17 protein-coding genes are annotated in these 19650 nt (G+C 72.6%); 8 read left to right on the top strand and 9 right to left on the bottom strand.

The features are described from left to right. Positions 1-87 precede the first annotated feature (87 nt). The 3 genes from paaB to KVS71_RS12685 form a co-directional block, all read right to left on the bottom strand. The gene (gene paaB / locus KVS71_RS12695; RefSeq protein ID WP_025103829.1) at positions 88-417 is read right to left on the bottom strand and encodes a 1,2-phenylacetyl-CoA epoxidase subunit PaaB; all 330 of its coding nucleotides are present in this window, start codon (positions 415-417) and stop codon (positions 88-90) included. Continuing rightward, positions 417-1403 (bottom strand): 1,2-phenylacetyl-CoA epoxidase subunit PaaA, encoded by a 987-nt coding sequence (gene paaA, locus KVS71_RS12690; protein ID WP_060923571.1) that lies wholly within the window; start codon positions 1401-1403, stop codon positions 417-419. Before paaA ends, paaB begins: the two co-directional genes overlap by 1 nt. 87 nt (positions 1404-1490) lie before the next feature. Next, the gene (locus KVS71_RS12685) at positions 1491-1910 is read right to left on the bottom strand and encodes a hypothetical protein (protein ID WP_060923570.1); all 420 of its coding nucleotides are present in this window, start codon (positions 1908-1910) and stop codon (positions 1491-1493) included. An 89-nt stretch (positions 1911-1999) separates the two neighbouring features. On the opposite strand from KVS71_RS12685, the gene KVS71_RS12680 reads away from it, so the two are divergent. Beyond that, positions 2000-4126: a DEAD/DEAH box helicase gene (locus KVS71_RS12680; protein WP_217584725.1), complete on the top strand. Its 2127-nt coding sequence runs from the start codon at positions 2000-2002 to the stop codon at positions 4124-4126. A 9-nt stretch (positions 4127-4135) separates the two neighbouring features. Here the strand turns inward: KVS71_RS12680 and KVS71_RS12675 are convergent, their stop codons facing one another. Then, positions 4136-4903: an IclR family transcriptional regulator gene (locus tag KVS71_RS12675; RefSeq protein ID WP_217584724.1), complete on the bottom strand. Its 768-nt coding sequence runs from the start codon at positions 4901-4903 to the stop codon at positions 4136-4138. Between the two features lie 148 nt (positions 4904-5051). Here KVS71_RS12675 and dhaK point away from each other — a divergent pair, with 148 nt between their 5' ends. From dhaK to KVS71_RS12640, 7 genes are all read left to right on the top strand, one after another. After that, positions 5052-6044: a dihydroxyacetone kinase subunit DhaK gene (gene dhaK, locus KVS71_RS12670; protein ID WP_217584723.1), complete on the top strand. Its 993-nt coding sequence runs from the start codon at positions 5052-5054 to the stop codon at positions 6042-6044. Continuing rightward, positions 6044-6685, top strand: a complete 642-nt coding sequence (gene dhaL / locus KVS71_RS12665; RefSeq protein ID WP_217584722.1) for a dihydroxyacetone kinase subunit DhaL — start codon at positions 6044-6046, stop codon at positions 6683-6685. The genes dhaK and dhaL overlap by 1 nt, the downstream gene beginning before the upstream one ends. Continuing rightward, positions 6682-9219, top strand: a complete 2538-nt coding sequence (ptsP, locus tag KVS71_RS12660) for a phosphoenolpyruvate--protein phosphotransferase (RefSeq protein ID WP_217584721.1) — start codon at positions 6682-6684, stop codon at positions 9217-9219. The genes dhaL and ptsP overlap by 4 nt, the downstream gene beginning before the upstream one ends. Before the next feature lie 58 nt (positions 9220-9277). Then, positions 9278-10579 carry a sensor domain-containing protein gene (locus KVS71_RS12655; protein ID WP_217584720.1) on the top strand — a complete coding sequence of 434 codons (1302 nt, stop codon included), beginning with the start codon at positions 9278-9280 and terminating at the stop codon, positions 10577-10579. 152 nt (positions 10580-10731) lie between these two features. Next, positions 10732-11109, top strand: a complete 378-nt coding sequence (gene paaI / locus KVS71_RS12650; RefSeq protein ID WP_254635731.1) for a hydroxyphenylacetyl-CoA thioesterase PaaI — start codon at positions 10732-10734, stop codon at positions 11107-11109. A 31-nt stretch (positions 11110-11140) separates the two neighbouring features. Continuing rightward, entirely contained in the window at positions 11141-12457 is a 1317-nt protein-coding gene (paaK, locus tag KVS71_RS12645; RefSeq protein WP_085606910.1) for a phenylacetate--CoA ligase PaaK, read from the top strand. A gap of 63 nt (positions 12458-12520) precedes the next feature. Continuing rightward, positions 12521-13129 carry a TetR/AcrR family transcriptional regulator gene (locus tag KVS71_RS12640; RefSeq protein WP_217584718.1) on the top strand — a complete coding sequence of 203 codons (609 nt, stop codon included), beginning with the start codon at positions 12521-12523 and terminating at the stop codon, positions 13127-13129. A gap of 84 nt (positions 13130-13213) precedes the next feature. Here KVS71_RS12640 and paaZ read toward each other — a convergent pair whose 3' ends face one another. The 5 genes from paaZ to KVS71_RS12615 form a co-directional block, all read right to left on the bottom strand. Then, a complete protein-coding gene (gene paaZ, locus KVS71_RS12635; protein WP_217584717.1) occupies positions 13214-15295 on the bottom strand; it encodes a phenylacetic acid degradation bifunctional protein PaaZ in 2082 nt (693 codons plus the stop codon). A gap of 14 nt (positions 15296-15309) precedes the next feature. After that, a complete protein-coding gene (locus KVS71_RS12630; protein WP_060923114.1) occupies positions 15310-16185 on the bottom strand; it encodes a 3-hydroxyacyl-CoA dehydrogenase family protein in 876 nt (291 codons plus the stop codon). Next, complete coding sequence (locus KVS71_RS12625) at positions 16182-16928, bottom strand: enoyl-CoA hydratase/isomerase family protein (RefSeq protein WP_082750143.1); 747 nt, start codon at positions 16926-16928, stop codon at positions 16182-16184. Before KVS71_RS12625 ends, KVS71_RS12630 begins: the two co-directional genes overlap by 4 nt. Continuing rightward, complete coding sequence (locus KVS71_RS12620) at positions 16925-18115, bottom strand: acetyl-CoA C-acyltransferase (RefSeq protein WP_105949416.1); 1191 nt, start codon at positions 18113-18115, stop codon at positions 16925-16927. Before KVS71_RS12620 ends, KVS71_RS12625 begins: the two co-directional genes overlap by 4 nt. Positions 18116-18234: 119 nt before the next feature. Then, the gene (locus KVS71_RS12615) at positions 18235-19554 is read right to left on the bottom strand and encodes an MFS transporter (protein ID WP_105949417.1); all 1320 of its coding nucleotides are present in this window, start codon (positions 19552-19554) and stop codon (positions 18235-18237) included. Between the last annotated feature and the right edge of the window lie 96 nt (positions 19555-19650).

The following is a 19650-nucleotide window of genomic DNA, read 5'->3' as shown; positions in this document are numbered from 1 at the left end:
GGACGGCGCCGGCTCCCTGAGCGGAGCCGGGGGCCTGAGCGGAGCTGGGGCCCTGAGCGGAGCTGGGGCCCTGAGCCTGTCGAAGGGTCACAGGTGCGGCACCCCCTCGGAGGCGGTGTAGTACACCGCGTGCCGGTAGTTCTTGCCGGCGGGACTCTCGAAGTACGCCCCCTTGGCATCGGGGTCGCTCGTGGTGATCGCCTCGGCGGGGACCGCCCAGATCGACACGCCCTCGCCCCGGCGGGTGTAGAGGTCGCGCGCGTTGCGGATGGCCATGTCGGCGTCGGGGGCGTGCAGCGAGCCGACGTGCACGTGGCTCAGCCCGCGGTTCGCCCGCACGAAGATCTCCCACAGGGGCCAGACCTCGCGGCCCTGGGTCCCTGAGCTCGTCGAAGGGTCGGCCCCGGGGGTCGCCATCACGCCACCGCCCCTTCAGGGGTCAGGCGGGAACGCTGCTTGCGGGCGTACTCCGCGGCGGCCTCCCGCACCCACGCGCCCTCGTCGTGCGCCGTGCGGCGGCGCTCCAGACGCTCGGCGTTGCAGGGGCCGTTGCCGCGCAGCACCTGGAAGAACTCGTCCCAGTCGATCTCGCCCATCTCGTAGCGACCGGTCTCCTCGTCGAACCGCAGGTCCGGGTCGGGGAGGGTGACGCCGAGGATCTCGGCCTGGGGCACGAGCATGCCGACGAACCGCTGACGCAGCTCGTCGTTGGAGAAGCGCTTGATCTTCCACGCCATCGACTGGGCGGAGTTGGGGGACTGGTCGTCGGGCGGCCCGAACATCGCCAGGCTCGGCCAGTACCAGCGGTCCACCGCGTCCTGCGCCATCTGCCGCTGCTCGTCGGTGCCGCGCATGAGCGAGAGCAGGATCTCGAACCCCTGGCGCTGGTGGAACGACTCCTCCTTGCAGATGCGCACCATCGCGCGGCCGTAGGGGCCGTAGGAGGCGCGGCACAGCGGCACCTGGTTGCAGATCGCGGCGCCGTCGACGAGCCAGCCGATCGCGCCCATGTCGGCCCAGGTCGGGGTGGGGTAGTTGAAGATCGACGAGTACTTCGCCTTGCCGGAGATGAGCTGGTCCATCATCTCGTCACGGGTGATGCCGAGGGTCTGCGCGGCGGAGTAGAGGTAGAGGCCGTGCCCGGCCTCGTCCTGCACCTTCGCCATGAGGATCGCCTTGCGCTTGAGGCTCGGTGCGCGGGTGATCCAGTTGCCCTCGGGCTGCATGCCGATGATCTCGGAGTGCGCGTGCTGGGAGATCTGCCGGATGAGCGTCTTGCGATAGGCCTCGGGCATCCAGTCGCGCGGCTCGATGCGCTGCTCGTTCGCGATCAGCTCGTCGAACAGGCGTTCCTCGTCGGAGGTCTCGCCGTCCACGAGGGACAGGTCTGCGGGACTGGTCATCGTCGACTCCTCGGGCTCCGGTCCTTCTTTACTGACCGATCGTTAGGTAATTCTGACACACGCGACGGCCCGATTCAACAGGGCGTGTCAACGGGAGCGCGAGATCAGCGCCAGCAGCGCGCGGCCGTAGGCCTCCGCCGGATCCGGGTGCTCGAACCGCAGGGGAGCACCGGCGAGCTCGATCTCGACGCGGAACGTGTCAGGGAGGCGGGTGAGGGTGCGGAACGTCCCGCGGAGGAGGTCGCGCAGCTGGTCCTCGCGCGGCAGCCACACCGCATCGGCGAGGGTCACAGCGTCGAGCGCCCACTCCGTCGTGCCGTTGAAGGCGAGGTCCGTGCCGGCCGGCGTCTGCCTCGCCTCGATGGTCATCGCGCTCACCGTGAAGACGTCGGCCTCCGCCTCCAGCTCCACCTCGTCGGGCAGATCGAGCTGGAACCGGTCACCCTCCGCGGGCTTCCAGGTCAGACCGGCATCGCGGAGCGCGACGGCGAGTTCGCGGGTGATCATTCCTCCACGCTACGGCCTTCCCACCGGTCATCCACCGAGAGCGGGCGGCGGTCGGAGTCCTGTCCGAGGTCTGCGGCAGAGTGGAGGGCATGACCTCTCCGACCGCCGTCCCCCTCCGCGAGGCCGCCCGCGCCGCCCTCGGCGAACTCGTCGGTCGTCCCGACGTCGACTTCCACGACGGCCAGTTCGAGGCGATCGAGGCGCTGGTGGAGGGGCGTCGCCGCGCGCTCGTGGTGCAGCGCACCGGGTGGGGGAAGTCGGCGGTGTACTTCGTCGCGACCCTGCTCCGCCGCCGGCAGGGAGCCGGCCCCACCGTGCTCGTCTCCCCGCTCCTGGCGCTCATGCGCGACCAGATCGCCGCGGCCGAGCGTGCGGGCGTGCGCGCCGTGGCGATCAACTCGACGAACGCCCACGAGTGGGCAGAGGTGCAGGAGCGGCTCGCCGGAGACGACGTCGACGTGCTGCTCGTCTCGCCGGAGCGGCTGAACAACCCGGCCTTCCGAGAGGAGCAGCTGCCCGCGCTGGTGGCGCGGCTCGGCATGCTCGTCGTCGACGAGGCGCACTGCATCAGCGACTGGGGGCACGACTTCCGCCCGGACTACCGCCGACTGCGCGACCTCATCGCGCAGATGCCCGCCGATGTGCCGGTGCTGGCGACGACCGCGACGGCGAACTCCCGCGTGGTGGCAGACGTGGCCGAGCAGCTCGGGGCGCTGCCTGGCGGTGCGGGCGAAGCGGAGACGGTGCCCGTGCTCACGATCCGCGGGCCCCTCGCCCGCACCTCGCTGCGGCTCGGGGTGCTCCGCCTCAAGGACTCGGCGAGCCGCCTGGCCTGGCTGCTCAGCCACCTCGACGACCTCCCCGGCAGCGGGATCATCTACACGCTGACGGTGGCGGCGGCGGTCGACACCGCGCGGTTCCTGCGCGATCACGGCCATGACGTGCGCGCCTACACGGGGCAGACCGACGCCGAGGAGCGTGCGGAGTCGGAGGGCATGCTCAAGCGCAACGAGGTGAAGGCCCTCGTCGCGACCAGCGCCCTCGGCATGGGGTTCGACAAGCCGGACCTCGGATTCGTCGTGCACCTCGGAGCCCCGTCCTCGCCCGTCGCGTACTACCAGCAGGTGGGACGAGCGGGGCGTGCCAGCGAGAGCGCCGACGTGCTCCTGCTCCCCGGTGTCGAAGACCGTGAGATCTGGCACTACTTCGCGACCGCGTCGATGCCGGATCGGGAGCGTGCCGAACGGGTGATCGCGGCGCTCGGCGACAGCCCGATCTCGACGCCGGCGCTGGAGGCCCTCGTCGACATCCGCCGCACGCCCCTCGAGCTGCTGCTGAAGGTGCTCGACGTGGATGGTGCCGTGCGTCGCGTGCAGGGTGGGTGGGTCGCGACGGGACAGCCGTGGACGTACGACGCCGAACGCTACGAGCGCATCGCCGCCGAGCGGGTCGCGGAGCAGGAGCACATGCTGGAGTACGAGCGCACGGACGGCTGTCGCATGGCCTTCCTGCAGCGGGCTCTCGACGACGACACGGCGGCCCCCTGCGGCCGGTGCGACAACTGCGCGGGCGTGTGGTTCCCGGCGGAGGTCGCGCAGACGGCGAGCGTGCAGGCGGCGGCCTCCCTCGACCGGGTCGGCGTGCCGGTCGAGCCGCGTCGCGCGTGGCCGACAGGGGCCGACCGCCTCGATGTGCCGGTGCGCGGCCGCATCCCCGCGGGAGAGCAGGCCGATGAGGGGCGTGCCCTCGCCCGGCTCACCGACCTGGGCTTGGGCGGCACGCTGCGCGAGATCTTCGCGGCAGGCGCCCCGGACGCGCCGATCAGCCCGGCGCTGCTGCAGGCGTGCGTGCGCGTGCTCGCCGGGTGGGACTGGGCGGAGCGGCCGGTGGCCGTGATCGCGATGCCGTCGCGGTCGCATCCGCAGCTCGTCGACTCCCTCGCCCGCGGGCTGTCCGAGATCGGGCGGCTGCCGTACCTCGGCGCGCTGGAGTGGCGCGGCGGAGGGCCTTCGGGGCAGGCGGGCGGGAACAGCGTGTTCCGGCTCGCGGGGGTGTGGGACCGCTTCGACGCGGCGCATCTCGAGGTCCCCGCCGGCCCGGTGCTGCTCGTCGACGACCTCATCGACAGTCGCTGGACCCTGACGGTCGCGGCGCGCGCGGTGCGGCAGGCCGGGGCCACGGCCGTGCTGCCGTTCGCGCTCGGCCTGCGCGGCTGACCGCCGCCGTCAGTCCTGGGCGGGGGCCACGGGCGGTGGCCAGGTCGTCGCGCCGAGTTCGCGGGAGATGTTCCGTGCCGTCTCGCGGAGCGCGTGCACGACGGTGTCGGATGCCGGTGCCTCCGCGGTCGGCAGCACGACGGCCACCGCGGCGACGATCGTGTTCGAGGCGTCGGCGATCGGCGCCGCGAGGGACGATTCGCCGAGGACGGCCTCATCGCTCTCCGCCGCCGTCCCGCGCTCCGCGATCCCCGGCAGCTCGAGGGTCAGCCGGGCGACGTCGGTGACCGTGTCGCCGGTGAGGCTGCGCAGGGGCTCGGCGAACACGCTCTCCTGGAAGCCCTGGTCGTACGCGAGGAGCACCTTCCCCATCGCGGAGGCGTGGGCGGGGACCGCCATCCCCGTCTCCAGCATCTGAGGGCTGTCGTCGGGGCGGAGGTTGTGATGGATGACGAGGACGTCCGTGAGGTGCGGGGCGCCGAGGCGCACGGACATCCCGGTGCGTCGCGCCAGTTCCTGCGTCCAGCGCATCGCCCGCGCCCGCACGTCCAGGGTGTCGAGGTACACGTTGCTCAGCCGCAACAGGGTGGGGCCGAGCATGTACCGCTGTCCGCCGCGCTCCTTCGCGACGAGGCCGTGCGCGCGCAGCGACTTCACGAGGCCGTGCACGGTCGACGGCGGCAGGCTCAGGGCCGCGGAGAGGTCCGTGATGCCGAGGTGGCGGGCGCCCTGGAGCAGGTCGAGGATCTTCGCCGCGCGGTCGATCGCCTGGATCATGCGCGTCCTCCTTCCGGTCGTCGTCGAGCCGGGTTTCCGGTCGCCGGATCGATCTTGACAACCCGGCAGGCTCCGAGCATATTCGACATTGACGAATCCTTTTCGGATTTTCGCTCGAGACTCACGCCGCATCGAAGGAGATCGCAGGATGAAGAAGCTCATCAACGCCCCGGAGGACGTCCTCGTCGAGTCCCTGAAGGGCGTCGCCGCCGCGCACCCCGAACTCTCGGTCGACCTGGAGAACCACGTCATCACCCGGGCGACACCGAAGGCGCAGGGCAAGGTGGCCGTCGTCTCCGGCGGCGGATCCGGCCATGAGCCCCTGCACGGCGGCTACGTCGGCACCGGCATGCTCGACGCGGCCGTCGCCGGCGAGGTCTTCACCTCGCCCACCCCCGACCGCGTTCAGGTCGCCACCCAGGCGGTCGACCGCGGCGCCGGCGTGCTGCACATCGTCAAGAACTACACGGGCGACGTGCTGAACTTCGAGATGGCCGCCGAACTCGCCGCCATGGAAGGGATCGAGGTGGGCACGGTCGTCGTGGACGACGACGTGGCCGTGCAGGACTCGCTCTACACCGCGGGACGCCGAGGCGTCGGCCTCACGGTCCTGCTGGAGAAGCTCGTGGGGGCCGCTGCGGAGGAGGGCCGCGACCTCGCGGCCGTGGTCGACCTCGCGAAGCGCATCAACGGTCAGGGGCGCTCCATGGGCATGGCCCTCACCAGCTGTACGGTCCCCGCCGCGGGCAAGCCCACCTTCGACCTCCCCGACGACCAGATGGAGATCGGCATCGGCATCCACGGAGAGCCGGGCCGACACCGTGAGCCGCTCGCCCCCGCGTCGGAGATCGCCCGGCAGCTCGTCGAGCCGATCCTCGGCGACCTCGATGCGGCAGGACCCGCGATCGTGATGCTCAACGGCATGGGCGCCACGCCCCTGATCGAGCTCTACCTCATGTACGGCGAGGTCGCCGCGATCCTGGAGAAGTCCGGCGTGCAGATCGCGCGGAACCTGGTGGGCAACTACATCACCTCCCTCGACATGGCCGGGTGCTCCGTCACGGTGCTGAAGGCCGACGACGAGCTGCTGCGGCTGTGGGACGCCCCGGTGAACACCCCCGGCCTGCGGTGGGGCGCGTGATGGCGGCCGTCGGCACCGACGTCCTCGTCGACTGGATCTCCCGGTACCGCGAGGCCGTCACCGCGCAGCGCGACTGGCTCACGGAACTGGACTCCGCGATCGGGGACGCCGACCACGGCGCGAACATGGCGCGGGGCTTCACGGCGGTCGGGGAGAAGCTCGCGGCGACGACGCCCGCGACGATCGACGAGTTGCTCAAGACCGTCGGCATGACGCTGGTGAGCTCGGTGGGCGGCGCGAGCGGCCCCCTCTACGGCACGTTCTTCCTGCGCATGGGGATGTCCGCCGGTGCGGTGACGTCGCTCGACGGACCGGCGCTGGCCGCCGCGCTCCGGGCGGGCCTCGAGGGCATCGTCGCGCGGGGCAAGCCCGAGGCGGGCGACAAGACGATGTTCGATGCGATGGCCCCCGCGGTGGACGCCTTCGACACGGCCCTCGCCGGAGGTGCGGATACGGCGGCCGCTGCCAGGGCGGCGGCGGATGCCGCGGTCGCCGGTCGCGACGCCACGGTGCCGCTCGTCGCCCGGAAGGGCAGGGCGAGCTACCTCGGTGAGCGCAGCGCCGGTCACCTCGACCCCGGTGCCGCCTCGACCGCGCTCCTGTTCGAGGCGCTCGCGGCGGCCCTCGCGGACGCCGGATGATCGGGATCGTCGCCGTCTCCCACAGTGCCCGGCTCGGGGAGGCGGCACTCGAACTCGCCCTGCAGATGGTGCCGGGCGGCGGCGTGCAGGTCCGCGTGGCGGCCGGCGCTGGCGTGGACGCGGACGGCGCGCCGATCCTGGGGACGGACGCCGTCGCGGTCTCGGCGGCGATCGACGAGCTCGCCGCCGAGGTCGACGGCGTGCTCGTGCTCATGGACCTCGGTTCGGCCGTGCTGAGCGCCGAGCTCGCGCTGGAACTGCGCAGCAGCGACGTGCCGGTGCGGCTCGCGCCCGCGCCGTTCGTCGAGGGGCTCCTCGCCGCGGTCGTGGCCGCGGCGGCCGGGGGCGACCTCGATGCGGTCGCCGCTGAAGCCGCGTCGGCCCTCGCCGCGAAGACAGGTCAGCTCGGCCCGACGGACGATGCGACGGTAGAAGACACCGAGACGTCGCCCGCGGAGCCCGCTCCTGACGGGTCGGAGCCGGCCGGGGAGACGGTGTCCCGTCGTGTGCGGGTGCGCAACCCTCTCGGCATCCACGCCCGGCCCGCCGCCCTGATCGCGGAATCGGCGGCGGGCGCGGACGTGCGCCTGCGGCGGCTGCCGGACGGCCCGGAAGCCGCGGCCGGGAGCCTGACCCGGCTGCTCGCACTCGGAGCACGTCAGGGGACCGAGATCGAGCTCACGGGTCGGGGAGCCGACGCGGAGGCGGCGATCGACCGCCTGGTGTCGCTCTTCCAGGGCGGGTTCGGCGAGGGCGTCGAGACGGACGAGGGCGCCGCCGGCAGCCCCGGAACCGCGCCCGCGCGCGCCACCGCCGGCGACGACCAGGCGGGAGCCCGGGCCGACCACGAGTCGGCGCCGACGCCGGAGATCGTCTCCGGATCCGAGCTGCAGGGCCGCGGCGTCAGCCCGGGACGTGTGGCCGCGAGGGCGGTGTCCCTCGCGCCGGCACTCCCGGAACCGGATGCCGAGACCGTCGTCCCGCCGGAGGGTCGGGAGGCGGAGGTCTCCACGATCGAGTGGGCGGCGGTCGCCGTCGCCGATCAGCTGCGCTCGCGCGCCGAACGGGCCCGCGGAGAGGCGCGGGCGATCCTGGACGCGTCCCGGCTCCTCGCCTCGGACCCGGAGCTCGTCGCCGAAGCCACCGCCCTCGTGCGCGCACAGGGGCGGACGGCGGCGCGGGCGGTCTGGGAGACGTCCGCGGCGCATGAGGCGGCGCTCGCGGCGCTCGGCGGGAGGATGGCGGAACGCGCCGCCGACATCCGTGACGTCCGCGATCGCATGATCGCCGAGATCCTCCGGGTGGACATGCCAGGCGTCCCCGAACGAGACGAGCCGTTCGTGCTCGTCGCGACCGACCTCGCTCCCGCCGACACGGCAGCGCTGGACGGCGGGAGCTGCGTCGCTCTCGTGACCGCGGACGGCGGACCCACGTCGCACACGGCGATCATCGCGCGGGCGCTGGGGCTCCCGGCCGTGGTCGGAGTGCCAGGGGCGACCGGCATCCCGGAGGGGGCCATGCTCCTCGTCGACGGGGATCGCGGCACGATCCACGTCGACCCGGACGAGGCGGAGATCGCCGAGGCGCGGGCCGCGGCGGTCGTGGTGACCTTCGACGGACGGGGCCGTCTCGCGGACGGGACCCGCGTACCGCTCCTGGCCAACGTCGGAGGGGCCGCGGACGCCGGGAGCGCGGCCGCTGCGCACGCCGAGGGGGTCGGACTCTTCCGCACCGAGTTCTGCTTCCTCGACCGGACGGAGGCGCCGAGCATCGAGGAGCAGGTCGAGGCGTACCGCGGGGTGCTGCGCGCATTCCCCGGGCGGAAGGTCGTCGTGCGCACGCTGGATGCGGGGAGCGACAAGCCCTTGCCGTTCGCGAACGACGACGACGAGGACAACCCGGCGCTCGGCGTCCGGGGTCTGCGCCTCTCCCGGCGCCGGCCCGCCCTGCTCGACGACCAGCTGCGCGCGCTGGCCAGGGCCGCCGATGCGGAGTCCGCCGAGGTGGAGGTCATGGCCCCGATGGTCGCCACGGTCGACGAGGCGGCGGACTTCGCCGCACGGTGCCGTGCCGCGGGCCTGGACAGAGCGGGGATCATGATCGAGACCCCGGCGGCGGCGCTGCTGGCCGCCGAGCTGTTCGAGGTCGTGGACTTCGTGAGTCTCGGGACCAACGACCTCGCGCAGTACACCCTGGCTGCGGACCGGCTGTCCAGTGCGCTCGCCGATCTCAACGATCCCTGGCAGCCGGCGGTGCTGCGGCTGATCGGGACGGTCGGGGCAGCGGGACGGGCGGCGGGCAAGCCGGTCGGGATCTGCGGGGAGGCGGCCGGTGACCCGGCACTCGCCCCCGTGCTGGTCGGGCTCGGAGCGACCTCGCTGTCGATGACGCCGCGCGCCCTCGGGCGGGTGGCGGCCGCGCTCGACGCCGTGGACGCCGATGCCTGCCGGCGAGCGGCCGAGGGCGCGAGCGGCGCGAGAACCGCGGCGGACGCACAGCGGGCGGCCGCCGCCGTCCTGAGTCCCGGATCCTGACCGCTATCCTTCCCTCAGGGGCGCGCATCGGTGCGCACGAGACCACTCGGAGGGGTTCATGACGGCTGCGGTGCCCGGGAGGCGGAAGAGGCGCGGCGCGGCGTTCCTCGCGGCGGCGACGGCAGCGGTGCTGATCGCCGTGCCCGGATGCGCGGCGACCCCGGAGGCGACGCCCACGGCGACCGCCTCTCCGGTGACGGAGACGCCGACGCCGGAGCCGTACGACGGCCCGCTCCTGTTCGTGGGGGACGACCTCGACGCCTTCGCGCTCACGCCGGCCGAGGTCGCCGACCTGCTTCCGTCCGCGCCGCCGGCGGGTGAGGTCGACGACACTCTGCTGCAGTACGCGGACGGGGGCGGCCCGGACTTCACCCCGTCCGTGTGCGGGATGCTGATCATGGAGACCTCGATGTTCAGCATCGGGGCGCGCACGGTGCCCTGGGCGGACGCCGAGGACACGCAGAACAGCGGCAAGCAGGAGATCCTCCAATTCGCGTCGGAGGACGTGGCGGCCGAGCGCATGGACCTGCTCGCCTCGACCGTCGACCGCTGCGCGCAGTTCGACGCTCGGGGTGAAGGCACCTTCGACGCGGTCGCCGTGCCCGATGAGGAGGGCGTGCGGGCTTTCGCCGGCACGATGACCATGAACGCGGGCGGAAATCCCTGGCGCGCGCACCACGCCTTCGCCGCCGTCGGCAACGTCGTCGTGCACCTGCGGCAGCCGGCGCTCGACGGCTCCGCGTTCGACGCCGAGCGCGCTGCTCTGCTCCTGCGGGATCGGGCGGTCGAGGCGGAAGCCGCGCTCATCGAGGAGCTCACGGACGACCCGCTGGTCGCCGAGACCCCGGTGCCCGCCGACCCTGCCGCTCCGTGGAGCGACTGGGAGATGACGACGACGGGTGTGGGCCCCCTCGTGCTGGGCACCTCGCGCGAGAAGGCGGTGGCGGCGATCCCGGGGGCCACCGTGGAGGAGTTCGATTGGTCCGACCGGCAGGTGCGCGTCGTGAGCGCCGACGGGACGTCCCGCCTCGTGCTGCACTTCGCCGAGCAGGGGGATGCGCTGGCGGCGGTCACCGCCGGCATCGCGAACATCCAGGGCGACGTCGAGCCGGACGGCGCCGCGCTGCCCGCCGCCGGGGGAGTCCGGATCGGCGCTCCGCTGACGGAGGCGGTCGCGGCCTTCCCTGAGGGCACGTTCCTCCGCGTGGTCTCGTCCGGCGAGTACTTCTACGAGTGGTCCACGCGCGAGGGAGGCACGATCCGCTTCCGCGCGGATCGCGACTTCTCCGACCCGGCGGCGGTGATCACCGGCGTCACCGTGGAGGACGCGACGCTGCGGACGCCGTTCCGGATCGAGTGACCCCACCCGCGTCCCCGACGCCCTTGCGTTACTGACCGATCGTTCAGTTAGTATGGGCGGACGGGACGCGGTCGTCCCGTCCCAGCGCGACGAGGAGGTCGGCGATGACGGAGGCGACGGATACGGCGGAGGCCGTGCGGCCGAACCGGGCCATGATGGAACGCGACCGGGCCTCGGCGATGCTCGGGCTCGTGGTCGAACGCGACGACCCGGGGCACGCGGTCGTGTCGATGCACGTCCGTGAGGACATGACCAACGGCTTCCAGATCACCCACGGCGGGCTCGTGTTCGCGCTCGCCGACACCGCCTTCGCGATCGCCTGCAACGAAGACGACCGGGTGACGGTGGCCGCCGGTGCCGACATCTCGTTCCTCAAGCCCACCGTCGCGGGCCAGACGCTCACCGCGACGGCCGTCCGCCGCACCCGCACCGGTCGCTCCGGCCTCTACGACGTGACGGTCGTGGACGAGCAGGGCGACGCGGTCGCCGAGTTCCGCGGCCGCTCCCGCACCACCTCCCAGACCTTCTGATCCGCCGTTCCGAGGAGTCCCCGTGTCGACGATGACCGCCCCCGCCTCCGCCCTCCGCCCGCCGACGACCGACGAGCTCGACCCCGAGGAGCGGATGAGCCGCGCCGAGATCGAGCGCCTGCAGCTCGAGCGCCTTCAGTGGACCGTGCAGCACGCCTATCGCAACGTACCGCTCTACACGCGGAAGTTCGACGAGGCGGGCGTGCATCCCGACGACATCCGCACGCTCGACGACGTGCACCGGCTGCCCTTCACCACCAAGGACGATCTGCGCGAGACGTACCCGTTCGGGATGTTCGCGGTGCCGATGGCCGACGTCGCCCGCATCCACGCGTCCAGCGGCACCACGGGCCGCCCGACCGTCGTCGGCTACACGCGCGGCGACCTCGACCGCTGGGGGACGCTGGTGGCCCGGTCGCTCCGCGCCAGCGGCATCCGGCGCGGCATGAAGGTGCACAACGCCTACGGGTACGGCCTGTTCACGGGCGGGCTGGGGGCGCATGCTGGCATCGAAGCCCTGGGCGCCACCGTGATCCCGATGTCGGGCGGACAGACCGCCCGGCAGGTGCAGCTCATCCGCGACTTCGAGCCGGACGCGATCCTGTGCACCCCGAGCTACCTCCTCACGATCGCCGACGCGATGGCCGCGCAGGGCATCGACCCGCGGTCCACCTCGCTCCAGGTCGCGGTGCTCGGCGCGGAGCCCTGGACCAACGAGATGCGGCACGAGCTGGAGCAGCGGCTCGGCATCGATGCCCTCGACATCTTCGGGCTCAGCGAGGTGATGGGGCCGGGCGTCGGCAACGAGTGCCTCGAGACCAAGGACGGCCCGCATCTGTGGGAGGACCACTTCCTGCCCGAGGTGATCGACGGCGACTCCCTGCAGGCGCTGCCGGACGGCGAACGGGGCGAGCTCGTCTTCACCTCGCTCACCAAGGAGGCGTTCCCCGTCATCCGCTACCGCACGCGCGACATCACCCGCCTGCTCCCCGGCACGGCGCGTCCGGGTATGCGGCGGATGGAGAAGGTCACCGGACGCAACGACGACATGATCATCCTGCGCGGCGTCAACCTCTTCCCGACGCAGATCGAGGAGCTGGTGCTCGGGATCGAGCAGCTCACGCCGCACTTCATCCTGGAGCTGACGAAGGAAGGGCGGATGGACGCCCTCACCGTCCGTATCGAGCGGCACCCCGACCTGTCCGTGGAGACGTGCGAGGCGGCGGCGCAGGTGCTGGTGCAGCGCATCAAGGTGTTCATCGGCTCGTCGGTCGCCGTGCGGCTGGAGGAGCCGGGGGCGCTGCCGCGCAGCGAGGGCAAGTACAAGCGCGTCTACGACCTGCGCTGACACGCGGGGGTCTCGGCGTCGACCTCCGCGATGCGCGCGGCGGGCGGTGCGAGACTGAGGGGGATGTCCGAGATGCAGACCACGCGGCGCGGCCGCCCCGGGTACGACCAGCAGGGGATCCTCGCCGTCGCGGTGGCCGCCTTCAACGAGCACGGCTACGACGCGACCTCGATCGGGATGCTCGCCGAGCGCCTCGGGCTGTCGAAGTCGGCGATCTACCATCACTTCGGGTCGAAGGACGAGATGCTCGACCGTGCCCTCGACAGCGCTCTCGGCGGGCTCGAAGCCGTGGTCGACGCGCCCCTCCCGGACAGCGGGGGAGCCGTCGATGCGGTCGCCCGCCTGGAGCACGTGCTCCGCGGGGCCGTGCATGTGCTCGTGGACCAGCTCCCCGCCGTGACGCTGCTGCTGCGCGTGCGCGGGAACACCGACGTCGAGCGCCGCGCCCTCACCCGGCGCCGGGCGTTCGACCGTCGCATCACGGCCCTCGTCGCGGAGGCGCAGGCCGAGGGCGCCCTGCGCTCCGACATCGACGCGGCCGTCGTCGCCCGCCTGACGTTCGGCATGATCAACTCGATCGTCGAGTGGTACCGCCCCGGCGGTCGCGAGGGCGCCGACCGTCTCGCCGACGACGTCGTCGCGATCGCCCTCGACGGCCTCCGCCACCCCTGACCCCGAAACCCCGTCTTCGCGCCGAGGCCCCGCCGTATCCGCGTGGGAAGGGCGGGGCCTCGACGAGAACCCGGGGTCTCGGGATCAGGCGGGGGTGAGCTCCTTCGCGACGAGAGTCAGGACGTCGTAGGTCGCGACGAGCTCGTCGTCCTGGTTCTTCAGGACCGCGTCCCAGCGCACCTCGCCGTACTCGTCGGTCTCCCGCGGCGTGATCTGCTTGGCGGTGAGCTCGACGCGGATCTCGTCGCCGGGGGACACCGGGGTCACGAAGCGCAGGTTCTCCAGCCCGGAGTTCGCGAGCACGGGACCGGGAGCCGGATCGACGAAGAGCCCGGCCGCCCACGACACCAGCAGGTAGCCGTGGGCCACGCGTCCGGGGAAGAACGGGTTCGCCGCCGCCGACGCCTCGTCCATGTGCGCGTAGAACGTGTCGCCCGTGAACGCCGCGAACGTCTCGATGTCGTCGAGGGTGACGGTGCGCGAGGGGCTGACGACCTGATCGCCGATGCGCAGCTCCGCCAGCGACTTCCGGAAGGGGTGCACGCCGTCGTCGGTGTCGAACGGGCGGGCCGAGGCCCCCTGGTGCCAGACGCCGGTGAGCGCGGTCATCATCTCCGGGGAGCCCTGCACCGCGGTGCGCTGCATGTGGTGCAGCACCGCCCGGATGCCGCCGAGCTCCTCGCCGCCGCCGGCGCGACCGGGGCCGCCGTGCACGAGGTTCGGGAGCGGGGAGCCGTGGCCGGTCGAGCTGCGGGCGTCGTCGCGGTCGAGGAAGAGCACGCGGCCGTTGTACGCGGCGATCCCCGCGGCGAGCGTGGTCGCGACCTCCGGGTCGTGCGTCGCGACGCTCGTCACGAGCGAGCCGCCGCCGCGGGCCACGAGCGCCGCCGCCTCGTCCAGCGTGCGGTAGCCGAGGATGCTGGAGACGGGGCCGAACGCCTCGATCTCGTTCACGGCGGGGCTGGTCGCATCGGTGAAGCGCAGGAGCATCGGCGCCACGAACGCGCCGTCCTCCGCGGGGCCCTCGCTGCCGTCCGCGCGGCGGACCGTCGGCGTCTCAGGGGAGCCGATCACGAGCTCGCCTCCACCCTCGCGGAGCCGTGCCACCTGCCGGAGCACCTCGTCGCGCTGGGCCGTCGAGGCGAGCGGTCCCATCGTCACGCCCTCCGCGCGCGGGTCGCCCACGACGATCCGCGCGGCGAGCCGGTCGCGCACGGCGGCGATCACGTCGTCCACCGCGTCCTCCGGCACGATCGCCCGCCGGATCGCGGTGCACTTCTGCCCGGCCTTCGACGTCATCTCCGCGACGAGCTGCTTCACGTAGGCGTCGAACTCCGGGGTGCCGGAGGCCGCATCCGTGCCGAGGACCGAGGCGTTGATCGAGTCGGTCTCGCTGGTGAAGCGGACCCCGCCGGTCTGCACCGCGTCGTGAGCCCGCAGCCGCTCCGCCGTCGACGCCGAGCCGGTGAACGCGACGAGGTCGCCGAGGCGGAGGTGGTCGAAGAGGTCGGGCACGCTGCCGGACACGAGCTGCAGCGACCCCTCGGGCAGCAGTCCGGACTCGACCATCACCCGCACCATGGCCTCGGTGAGGTAGCCGGTGGGGGTGGCGGGCTTCACGACCGTGGGGACACCGGCGAGGAAGGCCGGCGCGAACTTCTCCAGCGAGCCCCACACGGGGAAGTTGAAGGCGTTGATCTGCACCGCCACCCCGGGCAGCCGGGTGTAGATGTGCCGACCGAGGAAGGAGCCGTCCCGGGACAGGTTCTCCACGGCGCCGTCGACGTAGACCTTCGCATTCGGCAGCTCGCGGCGGCCCTTGCTGGAGTACGCGAAGAGCACGCCGATGCCGCCGTCGATGTCGACCCAGGAGTCCTGCGCGGTGGCGCCGGTGCGGCTGGAGAGCGCGTACAGCTCCTCCTTGCGGGCGGTCAGCGCGAGCGCGAGCTGCTTGAGCAGCACGGCGCGCTGGTGGAACGTGAGCTCCCCGAGCGCGGCCTGGCCGGTGGTGCGGGCGAAGTCGAGCGCCGCACCGAGGTCGAGACCGGCGGTGGAGACGCGGGCCACCGTCTCCCCGGTCGAGGCGTCGCGCACCGCGGTGGCGTCCGCGTCGGAGGCGGGCGTCCACCAGGAGCCCTGCACGTAGCTGGGGAGGATCTCGGTCATGGGGGTTCCCTTCATCAGTCGTCCCATTCGTAGAAGCCGCGTCCGCTCTTGCGGCCGAGGTGCCCCTCCGCGACGAGGCGACGCAGCAGGGCCGGGGGTTCGAAGCGCGGGCCGAGCTGTGCCGCGAGGTACTCGGCGATGCCGAGCCGGACGTCCAGCCCGACGATGTCGGTGAGCCGGAGCGGTCCCACCGGGTGCTTGTAGCCCAGGGTCATGGCCGCGTCGATGTCGGCCGCGGAGGCGACGCCGTCCTCGAGCATCCGGATCGCCTCGAGGCCGAGGGCGACGCCGAGGCGAGAGGACGCGAAACCCGGGGCGTCGGCGACGACGATGGGCGTCTTGCCCAGCGCGCGGACCCAGGAGGCCGCGTCCGCGACGAGAGTCTCCGCGGTCGCGCCGCCACGGACCACCTCCACGAGGGTCGAGGCGGGCACCGGGTTGAAGAAGTGCATCCCGAGGAAGCGCGCCGGGCGGTCGAGCACCGCGGCGAGCTCGTCGATCGAGATAGACGAGGTGTTGGACGCCAGCGCCGCATCGTCCGCGAGGTGCTGCTCGACACGGGTGAGGGCGTCGATCTTCAGCGACAGCTCCTCCGGGACGGCCTCGATGACGAGGGTGCAGTCCGCGAACAGGGCGGCGTCGGTCCCGGTCGCGAACCGCGCCCGGTAGGCCTCGGCCGTCTCGATCGCCGTGCCGCGGGCGAGCGAGGCCTCGATCGACCCGTACACGCGGGCGGCAGCGGCCGCGGCCGCGGCGTCGTCCCGCTCGACGACGGTCACGGGGGATCCGGCGAGGAGGAAGGCGTGGGCGATACCGGCGCCCATGCGTCCGCCACCCAGCACGCCGACGCGGGTCGGGACTGCGGCCTCGGGGGAGGAGGGCGTGCTCATCGGTCTCTCCGTTCCAGGAAGGCGGTCATGCGACGGTGCTTCTCCGGGCTCTCGAACAGCGCGGCCTGCTCCTCGAGGTCGGCTGCGGGGTGCTGGTCGCGCGGCGCCCGGAAGACCCGCTTGGTCGCGATGGTCGCCGCGGGGTCGTTGCGGGCGATGCGGTCGGCGACCGCGTGGGCGGCGCCGAGGAGATCGGCGGGTTCGTGCAGCGAGGAGACGAGCCCGATGCGGAGGGCCTCCTCGGCGTGCACGGTGCGCCCCGTGAGCAGCAGTTCGATGGCACGGGCGTCGCCCACGATCTCCTTGAGCCGCCAGCTCGCTCCGGCGGCGGCGAGGATGCCCAGGCCGGTCTCCGGGTTGCCGATCTTCAGGGTCGGGGTCGCGAGGCGGATGTCGGCGGCATACGCGAGTTCCGCGCCACCGCCGAGCGCGTAGCCGTCGATCGCGGCGATCACGGGCATCGGCAGCTCCGCGACGCGGACGAACGCGTGGGCGTTGATGCCGCGACGGGCGTCGTCGGCACGACGGTCCCGAAGCTCGGCGATGTCGGCGCCCGCCGCGAACACCCCGTCGGCGCCGGTGAGGATGAGCGTGCGCGGCGTCTCCTCCAGCTCGGCGCACAGCGCGTGCAGGGCGTCGATCGTGGCCTGGTCGATCGCGTTGCGCTTGTGCGGACGGTTCAGGGTCGCGACGACGCGGTCCGCGGTGCGGGTGACGAGCAGCGGCTCGTCCGCGCCCCTCACACCTTCTCCAGGATCACGGCCGCGCCCTGGCCGACGCCGACGCACATCGTGGCGAGGCCGTAACGGGAGTCCTCGCGTTCCATGCGTCCCATCAGTGTCACGAGCAGGCGCGAGCCGGACGAGCCGAGCGGGTGGCCGAGAGCGATGGCGCCGCCGTCGGCGTTCACGCGGTCCTCGTCGAGGCCGAGCCGCCGGATGCAGGCGAGCGACTGCGAGGCGAACGCCTCGTTGAGCTCCACGGCGCCGATGGCGTCGAGGGAGAGCCCCGAGCGGCGCAGCGCCTTCTCCGTCGCGGGGACCGGTCCGAGTCCCATGATCTCCGGAGCCAGGGCGGCCGAGGTGCCGACGACGATCCGCGCGCGGGGCGTCAGGCCGTGGCGCTCGACGGCTTCGGCGCTCGCCACGAGCACGGCCGAGGCGCCGTCGTTGAGGGCGCTGGAGTTGCCGGCCGTGACGACCTCTCCGCCGGCCACGACGGGACGGAGGCGCGCGAGCACCTCGAGGGTGGTATCCGGGCGCGGGCCCTCGTCGACGAGCACCTCGCCGTCGCGGACCGGGACGCCGACGATCTCCGGGGCGAAGCGGCCGGCGGCGATCGCGGCGGCGGCGCGCTGCTGCGAGCGGACGGCGAAGGCGTCGGCCTCGGCGCGCGTGACGCCGTCGACGCGGGCCACCTCCTCCGCCGTCTCCGGCATCGTGAAGGTGGCCTTGTCCCGCGCGATGAGGTGCGGGTTCGGGAAGCGCCAGCCGATCGAGGTGTCGAACGCGGCTCCGGGCTTCGCCCACGCCTTCTCCGGCTTGGCCTGCACCCAGGGGGCGCGTGTCATCGACTCGACGCCCCCGGCGACGAGGAGATCGGCGTCGCCCGCGCGGATCGCCTGCGCGGCCATGGTGACGGCGGACATCCCGGAGGCGCACAGGCGGTTGACCGTGATGCCCGGCACGGTGTCGGGGAGACCGGCGAGGAGCACGGCCATCCGGGCGACGTTCCGGTTGTCCTCTCCGGCCTGGTTGGCGGCGCCGAGGATGACCTCGTCCAGCTCCGTACGCGCCGGGTCGAGCCCGGCGCGACGCACGGCCTCGCCGACGACGAGCGCCGCGAGGTCGTCGGGACGGACGGCGGAGAGGGTGCCGCCGTAGCGGCCGACGGGGGTGCGGACGCCTCCGACGAGGTAGGCCTCTGGCATGCGGATCTCCTGACTTCGTCGTCCTGGTGTGGTCCGGGAGCGGCCGGTCGTGAATTACTGACCGATCGTAAGGTAATTATGGCACAGGCATACGGCCGGCCGCGATCCCGGACCAGGAGTCAGACGCTGAGATCCACGCCCTTCGTCTCCTTCACCAGCGAGACGCCGATGAGCGAGATGATCGACGCGACGGCGATGTACACGCCGATCGTCCACGCGGCGTGGAACTGGTTCAGCAGCGCCTCCGCGATCATCGGTGCGAACGCGCCGCCGAGGATGGCCCCGAGGGCGTAGCCGATCGAGACGCCCGAGTAGCGCACGTTCGCGGGGAACATCTCGGCGTACAGCGCCGCCTGCGGGCCGTACGAGAGTCCGAGCGCGAACGTCATGACGAACAGGGCCACGAAGTACCAGACGATGTTCGCGGTGTCGATGAGGAACCACATCGGGATGGCCCACACGGCGAGGGCGACGTACCCGATCTGGAACGTGCGGATGCGGCCGAGGCGGTCGGACAGCGCACCGCCCCACAGTGTGAAGATCAGCCAGCCGAACGAGGCAAGCGTGGTCGCCAGCAGCACCGGCGGGCGCTCCATGCCGAGACCCGTCACCGCGTACGTCGCGAAGAAGGCGATCAGCAGGTAGCCCGCGGCGTTGTTGGCGATGAAGATGACGGCCGTGAGGACGACCTGCTTCGTGTGCGCCCGGAAGAGCTGCCCGAGGGGCGCCGACGCCTCCTTGCGACGGCGACGGAGGTCTTCGAACACGGGGCTCTCGTCGACCGCGCGACGGATGACGTAGCCGACCGCGATGAGCACGATCGAGAGCAGGAACGGGATGCGCCAGCCCCACTCGAGGAAGGCCTCGGGGGACATCGAGCTCGTGAGCGCCCAGAGGGTGAAGGTGGCGAGGATCATGCCGACCGGCACGCCGATCTGCGGGAACGCGCCGAAGAGGCCGCGTCGCGCCGTCGGGGCGTGCTCGACGGCCATGAGCGCCGCGCCGCCCCATTCGCCGCCGGCCGAGAAGCCCTGCAGGATGCGCAGGAGGATCAGGAGGATCGGGGCGGCGACGCCGATGGCGGCGTACGTCGGCAGCAGGCCGATGAGGGAGGTGGACAGCCCCATCATCACGAGGGTGAAGACGAGCATCTTCTTCCGGCCGAGCTTGTCGCCGAGGTGTCCGGCGACGATCGCGCCGAGCGGGCGGAACAGGAACGAGATGCCGATGGTCGCGAAGGAGAGCACCTGGGCGAGCCCGGGACTCGACTCCGCGATGGGGGCGAGGAAGAGCGGGGCGAGCACGAGGCCCGCCGCCTGGGCGTAGATGAAGAAGTCGTACCATTCGATCGACGTCCCCACGAGGGTGCCGGCGAGGACGCGCCGCTCCTCGGCGGGCATCCTTCCGGTCGACGAGGCGGCTGCGGTGGCTGAGGTCATGCGAACTCCGTTGTTCTGCGAGGGGGGAGCGCCGACGCGGGTACGTCGGCGATGACTTACCGAATGATCGGTCAGTAATCGCCGAGCGTAGCGTAT

The organism is Microbacterium sp. GbtcB4 (assembly GCF_019091465.1).
GTDB classification, from domain to species: domain Bacteria; phylum Actinomycetota; class Actinomycetes; order Actinomycetales; family Microbacteriaceae; genus Microbacterium; species Microbacterium paraoxydans.
This window is presented reverse-complemented; position numbering and strand designations above follow the sequence as displayed.